Source organism: Pseudomonas sp. NPDC089554, assembly GCF_050280645.1.
Classification (GTDB): domain Bacteria; phylum Pseudomonadota; class Gammaproteobacteria; order Pseudomonadales; family Pseudomonadaceae; genus Aquipseudomonas.
The window spans coordinates 21,046-29,413 of sequence record NZ_JBNNVR010000070.1; the positions used below are offsets into that span (position 1 = coordinate 21,046).

The window sequence follows — 8,368 nt, forward strand, 5'->3', positions numbered from 1 at the left end:
CGCTATTTCTCGAAAGGTTTCACAAAAGTGATTCTAGGCTCTTTCCACGGCCCTTCGACGCGGTAGTTCACGCTGGCGAAACGCGACACTCGGTCACCGATCAGGCGGTCGACCAGGAACAGCGCACCGCCCACGGCGGGCGCCCCGACAATCAGCGCGGCCAAAGGTAGGTTGTTGGTGACCGGCAGGGTCACTTGCAGGTTGGCATCGACCCGGTCGCGCACCATGTCCAGGGTGCCATCGAGTTCGAAGTTGCTCGACGGACCGGTCATGGTGATCGGCTCGCGGGTCACGTAGACGCCATCGCTGGCCACCAGCAGGCCTTTGACTCGGTCATAGGCCAGGCCCTTGCTGAACAGGTCGGAGAAGTCCAGGCGCAGGCGACGACCGATCGAGTTGAAGTTGAGCAGCCCGAACACCCGTAGCGCCTGGGCACTGCCCTCGACCTCGACGAACTGGCCGGTGCGCAACGAGGCGTCGAGGCTGCCGGAGAAGCGCTTGAGCCCCACCCAGGCCGGCGAGCCGGGCCAACGGCCGTCGACATCCATGCGAAAATCGCGGCTGGTGACGGTCGGGGCAAAGCCCCAGGCGCTGAGCACGTCGCCCAGGTTCTTGCCGTCCAGGCGGCCCTTGTACCAGCTCGCGCTGTTGCCGGGTTCACCTTCCCAGCCGCCGGCGCCATCGATCTTCAGGCCCTTGAGGTCGAGGTCGATATCGTCCAGTGACACGCCACGGAGCGTGGGCCGCAGCTTCACCGCCGCACTGCCGTACAGGTCGTCGCCGCGGTAGAGCTTGTCGATGGTCAGGTCCAGGGCCGGGGCCTTGCGCGGGTCGAAGTCGGCCAGCGGGTCGGGTGCATTCTCGTCCTGCTGCGCCTGTGGGTCGGCGGGCGCCAGGCGCAGGGTTTGCAGGTGTACCGCCATGGGGGTGGCCTTGGCGTCAGGGATGCGGGCGTTGCCAATCACTTCCTGGCTGTCCAGGCGCAGGTCCCAGGCCTCGCCGCCGCGGGCCAGGCGTACCACGGCCTGGTTCAGGTCCATACCGAAGGCTTTCAACTGACCAATGCTCAGGTCGACGCCTTGCAGGTTCTGCCGGGCGTTACCGCCTGGGTCTTGGCCCGCAAAGCGCTCAGCCTGCTGCTGCCAAGGCGCGATATCCAGGGTTTCCAAACGTCCGCGTACGCGCAAGCCTTGGCCGCCGGGTACAGATGCCTCGCCGCTGCCCAGCAACAACTCGCCACGCCCCTGGGCGAGCTTGTCGGCAGGCGCGGCGTAGGCCAGGCGCGCGGTGTCGGCATAGCTGGCGTCGAAACGCCGCTCGGCGCCCTGCAAGGTCATGCTGAAACGACTGTCACGGGTATCGGCCGCCGCCTTGCCGAAGGGTTCTGGCAAGTCGATGGCCAGGCCCTTGAGCGACGAGTTGACGGTCAGCCGGTTGTCGCGGCTGCCCAGGTTCAGCTGCAACTGGTAGGGCAGCTCGCCAGTGGCCGGCAGCGGCTGGCCGAACTGCAGCCAATCGGTCAGCGACTTGAGCGCTACCTGGCCGCTGGCGGCGATGCGAGTCTGGATTTGCCCTGCCTGGCCTTCAGCGAATATCTGCGCGGTCACCGGTTTGTCGAAGGCCCGCAGGCTGATGTCCTTGCCACTCAGGCCTTTGTCCAGGTCGAAGGTGAAATCGCCTTTCAACTTGCTCAGCTCGAGGCTCGGGGGCGCCACCTTGAGTTTCGCGTCGCGGGTGGCGAAATCCACCCGCACCTTGGGCTGCAAGCCATGGGTCAGGGGAATGTCGAGCTTGACCTTGCCTTGCAGCGGCCCCTCGCCGTCCCAGCCGGCGAAGATCTCGCCGGTGCCGATGGGCGCTTCCTTGAGGATCTTCAAGCCATCGCCCAGGCTGCCATCGAAGTCGCCGTCCAGGTGCAGGTGGCTGTGTGCATCGCCTTCGACGTGGGGAATGTTCACGTCGACGTTGCTTACCTGGGTGTCGAGCAGCAGGCCCTTGCTGGCCTTGATACGCACGCCGCTGTCTTCGATATAGACCTTGCCGTCGACCTGCTGCACCTGCGGCCAACCTGGCTGGAAGTCCAGGGCCGCGTCATGCACCTTGAAGAACAGGCTGATGCTGCGCGAATGCGCCGGTGCGTCATGGTTCAGCGAGCCTTGGTACTGGAAGTAGCCTTCATCGACCGCACCCTTGACGATGGCGCTGCGCAGCCACTCGTCAAGCGCCGGGCTGAGCACCTCGGGCAGGTACTTGGCGGTGTAGCGCCCATCGCCTTCGGTCATGCCCACGCGCAGGTCCATGTAGTCTTCGGTATCTGGGGCGAACGTCAGGCGGATGAGGAAATCGGCGGCGATCTTGCCTTCATCGCCCAGCACCTTGATGTAGGGGGCGATCAGCGTGAAACCTTCCTTGTCGAGCGCCCAGGTCAGCCGCGCGTTGGCTTTCGGGTAATGCCAGGGTTTGCCGAAGATCGGGTACAGATGCAGCATGAATTCGTCGCTATCGAGGCGAAGTTCGCCATGCCCGAGGTCGCCGCTGATGCTGCCGCTGACGTTACCTGCTGCCGGGGCGCCGTGGTAGGCGTCGAAGCCGACCTTCTCCAGGTTGGCGGCGAACTGCAAACGCTGGTCGCCTTCGGCCTTGGGCCGCACGTCCAGGCGCACATTGCGCAAGGCACCGGTGACGTTCAGGGCGTCGACCACGGTCATGAGGTTGTCGGGCAAAGGTGCCAGGGCATCGACCAGCGGCGTCAGTGGCGTCAGGTCGAGGCGGTTGGCCTGTACCTGCCAGGTCTCGTCGGCCGCCTCCTTGCCCAGGCGCTGGCGGGCTTGCACGTGGGTTTCCCAGCGGGTTTCGCCAAGGCTTGCGGCCAATGAGTCGACCACCACCTCATAGCCATCGTCATGCCGTCGCACCCAGCTGGACAGCGCGAGGTTATCGAGGGTCACGGCCTTGCGCCCGGCATAGGCGCCGCGCAGTTGGGGCGCGTTGAGACGAACCACGGCACGTTGCAGTTGGCCTTTGTTCCAATCCACCCACACCTCGCCACCGCCGCGCAGGGTCTTGGCCCGCCACTGCCCCAGCAGGCTCGGCGGCAGCCAGCGCGCCCAGTCGCTCTGCGGCAGGCTCAGGTAGGCTTGCAAGCGCCCCTCGCGCCACTGCCCGCCGCTGACCCGACCGCGCAGGTTCATCGCCAGCGGTTGGCCATCTGGCAGGGTGGCGCGCAGCTCCAGGCGCTGCTGGGTAGGCCCGGCGCGCAAGCCGAGGCTGACATAGGTGAGGGTGATCGAATCGCGACGCCATGGCTGGAAGGTCACCTGGCTGTCGAACAAATCGACCCTGCCCAGCTGTTGCAAGCGCTGCAGCACCTGGGCAGGGTCTGTGGGTTGGTCGTCGGTCTTCGGCAGGCCTTCAAGGGTCCATTGGCCTTGCGCATTTTCATGCAGGATCAACTGCAAGCCGCCGAGCTGGATGCGCGCCAGGCGCACCTCGCGGGCCTTGAGGCTGCTCCAGAGGTCGGGCACCAGCTTGACGTCATCGAGGCGCAAGGCCGAGGCGCCCTCGCCCAATTGCAGGTCGCGCACCCGCAAAACCGGCGCCAAGCCGCTCCAGCGCCCCTCCAGGGCACCAATGTGCACAGGCAGCCCCAAGGCCTGCTCGGCCTTGGCTTCGACGTCCGCGCGGTACTCGGCAACCAGTGGCACCAGCTGCCGACCGAGGCTGACGTACAACGCCACCAGCACCGCCAACAGGGCGCACAAACCCAGGCCCCAGCGGGTCAAGGCGCCTAGAACGCGGGTCAGACGCCCCATGGCCATGGCCCTCCGAGTCGTCCCTTAACTATGGCCGCAGGCGCAGGTTTCGCCACCGGGCGCAGGGTTTCAAAGCACGTCAGAGCAGCACCACATCATATTGTTCCTGGGAATACATGGACTCGACCTGGAAGCGAATGGTTCGGCCGATGAAGGTCTCCAGCTCAGCGACATTGCCCGATTCTTCATCCAGCAGCCTATCGACCACCTTCTGGTTGGCCAGCACCCGATAACCCTCGGCCTGGTAGGCCCGGGCCTCGCGCAGGATCTCCCGGAAAATTTCGTAGCAAATGGTTTCAGGGGTCTTCAGCTTGCCACGGCCCTGGCAAGCGATGCACGGTTCGCACAACACCTGCTCGAGGCTTTCGCGGGTGCGCTTGCGGGTCATCTGCACCAGGCCCAGCTCGGTGATGCCGATGATGTTGGTCTTGGCGTGGTCGCGCTCCAGCTGCTTTTCCAGGGTGCGCAGCACCTGGCGCTGGTGCTCCTCGTCTTCCATGTCGATGAAGTCGATGATGATGATCCCGCCGATGTTGCGCAGGCGCAGCTGGCGGGCGATGGCGGTGGCCGCCTCGAGGTTGGTCTTGAAGATGGTCTCCTCGAGGTTGCGATGGCCAACGAAGGCGCCGGTATTGACGTCGATGGTGGTCATCGCCTCGGCCGGGTCCACCACCAGGTAGCCGCCGGACTTGAGCAGTACTTTGCGCTCCAGGGCGCGTTGGATTTCGTCTTCCACGCCATACAGGTCGAAAATCGGCCGCTCGCCAGGGTAGTGCTCCAGGCGGTCGGCGATCTCTGGCATCAGTTCGCCGACGAACTGCGAGGTTTTCTGGAAGGTTTCCCGCGAGTCGATGCGGATCTTCTCGATCTTCGGGTTGACCAGGTCGCGCAGGGTACGCAGGGCCAGGCCGAGGTCTTCGTAGATCACCGTAGGGGCGCCGCAGGTCTTGATCTGCGCACCAATCTGCTCCCACAGGCGGCGCAGGTAGCGGATGTCCTGGAGGATGTCTTCGGCCCGCGCGCCCTCGGCGGCGGTGCGCAGGATGAAGCCACCGGCATCCTTGATGTCTTCGCGGTCCATGGAATCGCTGACCACCTGCTTGAGACGCTCACGCTCGGCTTCGTCTTCGATCTTCAGGGAAATGCCCACATGGCTGCTGCGCGGCATGTACACCAGGTAGCGCGAGGGAATCGACAGCTGAGTGGTCAGGCGTGCGCCCTTGGTGCCGATCGGGTCCTTGGTCACCTGCACCACCAGGGCCTGCCCCTCATGCACCAGGGCGGTGATGGTCTCGACCGCCGAGCCTTCGCGCTGGGAGATTTCCGAGGCATGGATGAACGCCGCGCGCTCCAGGCCAATGTCGACGAAGGCCGCTTGCATGCCAGGCAGTACCCGCACCACCTTGCCTTTGTAGATGTTGCCAACGATGCCGCGACGCTGCGTGCGCTCGACGTGCACTTCTTGCAATACGCCGTTTTCCACCACTGCCACGCGTGATTCCATCGGGGTGATGTTGATCAGGATCTCTTCACTCATGGCAGGCTTCTCGTCAAAGGTCTTCGGTAATGATGGATCGCTGGCCGGTGGCTGGCTAGCGCGCTGCAAGGCCCTCGAGTGACTGCCAGCAGGCGATGCCGAATTTTTCCAGCAGCTCTGCGGTTTCGCTCAGGGGCAGGCCGACCACCGCCGAGTAGCTGCCGGTGAGGTGGGTGACGAATACCGCGCCAAGACCTTGGATAGCATAGCCACCGGCCTTGTCTGCCGGTTCGCCGCTGGCCCAGTAGCGCCAGGCTTCGTCGAAGGAAATGGCACGAAAGCGCACGCTGCTGGCCACGCACAGGCTGGCCTGGCGCTGGCCGTCGGTCAGGGCCACGGCAGTGAGCACCTGGTGCTCGCGGCCAGAGAGGTCGCCCAGCATGGCCAGGGCCTGCTCGCGGTTTTCCGGTTTGCCGAGGATGACGCCATCGAGCACGACGGCGGTATCGGCGCCAAGCACCACGCCGGGGCTGGCAAGACTGGCAAGGCCCGCCGCCGCCTTGGCCCGCGCCAGGCGCTCGACATAAGCAGGTGCAGCCTCGCCGGGCAGGGGTGTTTCGTCGATGGGGGCACTGACGGCGCTGAAGGGGACGCCGATCTGGGTCAGCAGCTCACGGCGACGCGGTGAGCCGGAGGCGAGGTACAGCGCGGTCATGCAGACATCTCCCTGTCAGTGTCGGCGTGGTGGTCAGTTGATGTGCAGGCGCCGGCGCAGATCGCGCAGGGCAAAGCTGATCCACGGCCAGAGCAATGCGCTGATCACCGCCGACCACACCAGGGCCAACGTCGGCAGGCGGTTGCCGGTCAGGGCGCTGAGCCACAGCTGGATCAACTGGGCGATGCCGAAGATCACCAGGATCACCAGGCTCTGCTGCCACATCGGGAACATGCGCAGGCGCTGCTGCAAAGACAACACCAGGAAGGTCACTAGGGTGAGGATCAAGGCATTCTGCCCAAGCAAGGTGCCGTACAGCACGTCCTCGGCGAGCCCCAGCAGGAAGGCGGTGGTCATGCCGACCTTGTTCGGCAGCGCCAGGGTCCAGAACGCCAGCAACAGCGCCAGCCACATGGGGCGGAAGATTTCCATGAACTGCGGCATGGGCGTGACGCTGAGCAGCAAGCCGATGACGAAGGTCAGCCAAATGGCCCAACCGTTACCACTGCGCGTGCCGGGCATCATTCTCTCCGAGGTTGGGCCGGTGCCGTGGCCGGTTGTGCAGGGGCGGTCGCAGGCGTCGCTGCCGGTGCAGGCGGTGCAGTTGGCGCGGTGCCAGGCGTCGGGGCCGCTTGCTCTGGGCTGGTGATGCCCTTGCGATCTGCTTCTTCCTGGGCGATCGCCGCATCGGTGGCACGCTGCTCCGGCGTACGCCGGTCGCTGAACACCAGCAGCATGTAGCGGCTGCGGTTGAGCGCTGCGGTGGGAATGGCGCGGACGATGGCGAAAGGCTGGCCGGAGTCGTGGATCACTTCATTGACCGTGGCCACCGGGTAGCCGGCAGGGAAACGCTGGCCCATCCCCGAGCTGACCAGCAGGTCGCCTTCCTTGATGTCGGCGGTGTCGGCCACGTGGCGCAACTCCAGACGCTCCGGGTTACCGGTGCCGCTGGCGATGGCGCGCAGGCCGTTGCGGTTGACCTGCACGGGAATGCTGTGGGTGGTGTCGGTGAGCAGCAGCACGCGCGAGGTATAAGGCATCAGCTCGACCACCTGGCCCATCAGGCCGCGGGCATCGAGCACTGGCTGGCCGAGGAACACGCCATCACGCTCGCCCTTGTTGATCAGGATGCGATGGGTGAACGGGTTGGGGTCGACGCCGATCAGCTCGGCCACCTCGACCTTCTCGTTGACCAGCGCCGAAGAGTTGAGCAACTCGCGCAGGCGCACGTTCTGCTCGGTCAGGGCCGCCAGCTTCTGCAGGCGCCCTTGCAGCAGCAGGGCCTCGGTCTTGAGTTTCTCGTTCTCGGCGATCAGCTCGGTGCGGCTGCCGAACTGCCCGGCCACGCCCTGCCAGGCGCGCTGCGGCAAGTCGGTGACCCAATAGGATTGCATCAGCACCAGCCCCATCTGGCTGCGCACCGGCTTGAGCAGGTCGAAACGCGAGTCGACCACCATCAGCGCGACCGACAGCACCACCAGCACGAGCAGACGAACGCCCAGCGAAGGGCCTTTGGAGAAAAGCGGTTTAATGGGCCGTTCCTCGTCGACGACGTTTCAGGGGGTCATTGGACATGGGGCAATGCACCGGTTCGTCTGCGTAAAGATGGAAAAGGCGCCCGAATGGGCGCCAGCCAGCACATACAGGTAGCACCGCAAGGGCCACCTGTAAACCGCGCATGCCTGCACCTGCGAGTGCAATCACTCGCTGGAGAGCAGGTCCATGGCGTGCTTGTCCATCATTTCCAGCGCACGGCCACCGCCACGGGCGACGCAGGTGAGCGGGTCTTCGGCGACGATCACCGGCAGGCCGGTTTCCTGGGCCAGCAGCTTGTCGAGGTCGCGCAGCAGCGCACCACCACCGGTCAGCACCAGGCCGCGCTCGGCGATGTCGGAGGCCAGCTCCGGCGGCGATTGCTCCAGGGCGCTCTTGACCGCCTGGACGATGGTCGCCAGCGACTCCTGCAGGGCCTCGAGGACCTCATTGGAGTTCAGGGTGAAGGCACGTGGTACGCCTTCGGCCAGGTTACGGCCACGTACGTCGACTTCACGCACTTCGCCACCTGGGTAGGCGGTGCCGATTTCCTGCTTGATGCGCTCGGCGGTGGATTCGCCGATCAGGCTGCCGTAGTTACGGCGCACGTAGGTGACGATGGCTTCGTCGAAACGGTCGCCACCGACCCGTACGGATTCGGCATAGACCACGCCGTTCAGCGAGATCAGGGCGATTTCGGTGGTACCACCGCCGATGTCGACGACCATCGAGCCACGTGCCTCTTCGACCGGCAGGCCGGCACCGATGGCAGCGGCCATCGGCTCTTCGATCAGGAACACTTCGCGGGCACCGGCACCGAGGGCCGATTCA

Annotated in this window: 5 protein-coding genes and 1 pseudogene; all 6 read right to left on the minus strand. The window is 65.3% G+C overall.

Going from position 1 to position 8,368, the window contains the following annotated elements; all coding sequences use genetic code 11:
* Positions 1-2 precede the first annotated feature (2 nt).
* The gene (locus ACQKPE_RS19090) at positions 3-3,818 is read right to left on the minus strand and encodes a YhdP family protein (RefSeq protein ID WP_427668183.1); all 3,816 of its coding nucleotides are present in this window, start codon (positions 3,816-3,818) and stop codon (positions 3-5) included.
* A gap of 73 nt (positions 3,819-3,891) precedes the next feature.
* Positions 3,892-5,349, minus strand: coding sequence for a ribonuclease G (rng, locus tag ACQKPE_RS19095; protein ID WP_427668184.1), 1,458 nt, complete (start codon positions 5,347-5,349; stop codon positions 3,892-3,894).
* 55 nt (positions 5,350-5,404) lie between these two features.
* Positions 5,405-6,004 (minus strand): Maf family protein, encoded by a 600-nt coding sequence (locus ACQKPE_RS19100; protein ID WP_427668185.1) that lies wholly within the window; start codon positions 6,002-6,004, stop codon positions 5,405-5,407.
* A gap of 33 nt (positions 6,005-6,037) precedes the next feature.
* On the minus strand, positions 6,038-6,526 hold the full coding sequence (gene mreD, locus ACQKPE_RS19105) for a rod shape-determining protein MreD (protein ID WP_427668186.1): 489 nt from the start codon (positions 6,524-6,526) through the stop codon (positions 6,038-6,040).
* On the minus strand, positions 6,526-7,488 hold the full coding sequence (mreC, locus tag ACQKPE_RS19110) for a rod shape-determining protein MreC (RefSeq protein ID WP_427668187.1): 963 nt from the start codon (positions 7,486-7,488) through the stop codon (positions 6,526-6,528). The genes mreD and mreC overlap by 1 nt, the downstream gene beginning before the upstream one ends.
* A 216-nt stretch (positions 7,489-7,704) precedes the next feature.
* Positions 7,705-8,368 (minus strand): annotated as a pseudogene (mreB, locus tag ACQKPE_RS19115) (rod shape-determining protein MreB); the annotation flags it as partial.

Excerpts from the sequence above, each read along its gene's own strand:
- ACQKPE_RS19100 (WP_427668185.1), bottom strand. The coding sequence starts at position 6,004 with ATGACCGCGCTGTACCTCGCCTCCGGCTCACCGCGTCGCCGTGAGCTG.
- rng (WP_427668184.1), bottom strand. The coding sequence starts at position 5,349 with ATGAGTGAAGAGATCCTGATCAACATCACCCCGATGGAATCACGCGTG.
- mreD (WP_427668186.1), bottom strand. The coding sequence starts at position 6,526 with ATGCCCGGCACGCGCAGTGGTAACGGTTGGGCCATTTGGCTGACCTTC.
- ACQKPE_RS19090 (WP_427668183.1), bottom strand. The coding sequence starts at position 3,818 with ATGGCCATGGGGCGTCTGACCCGCGTTCTAGGCGCCTTGACCCGCTGG.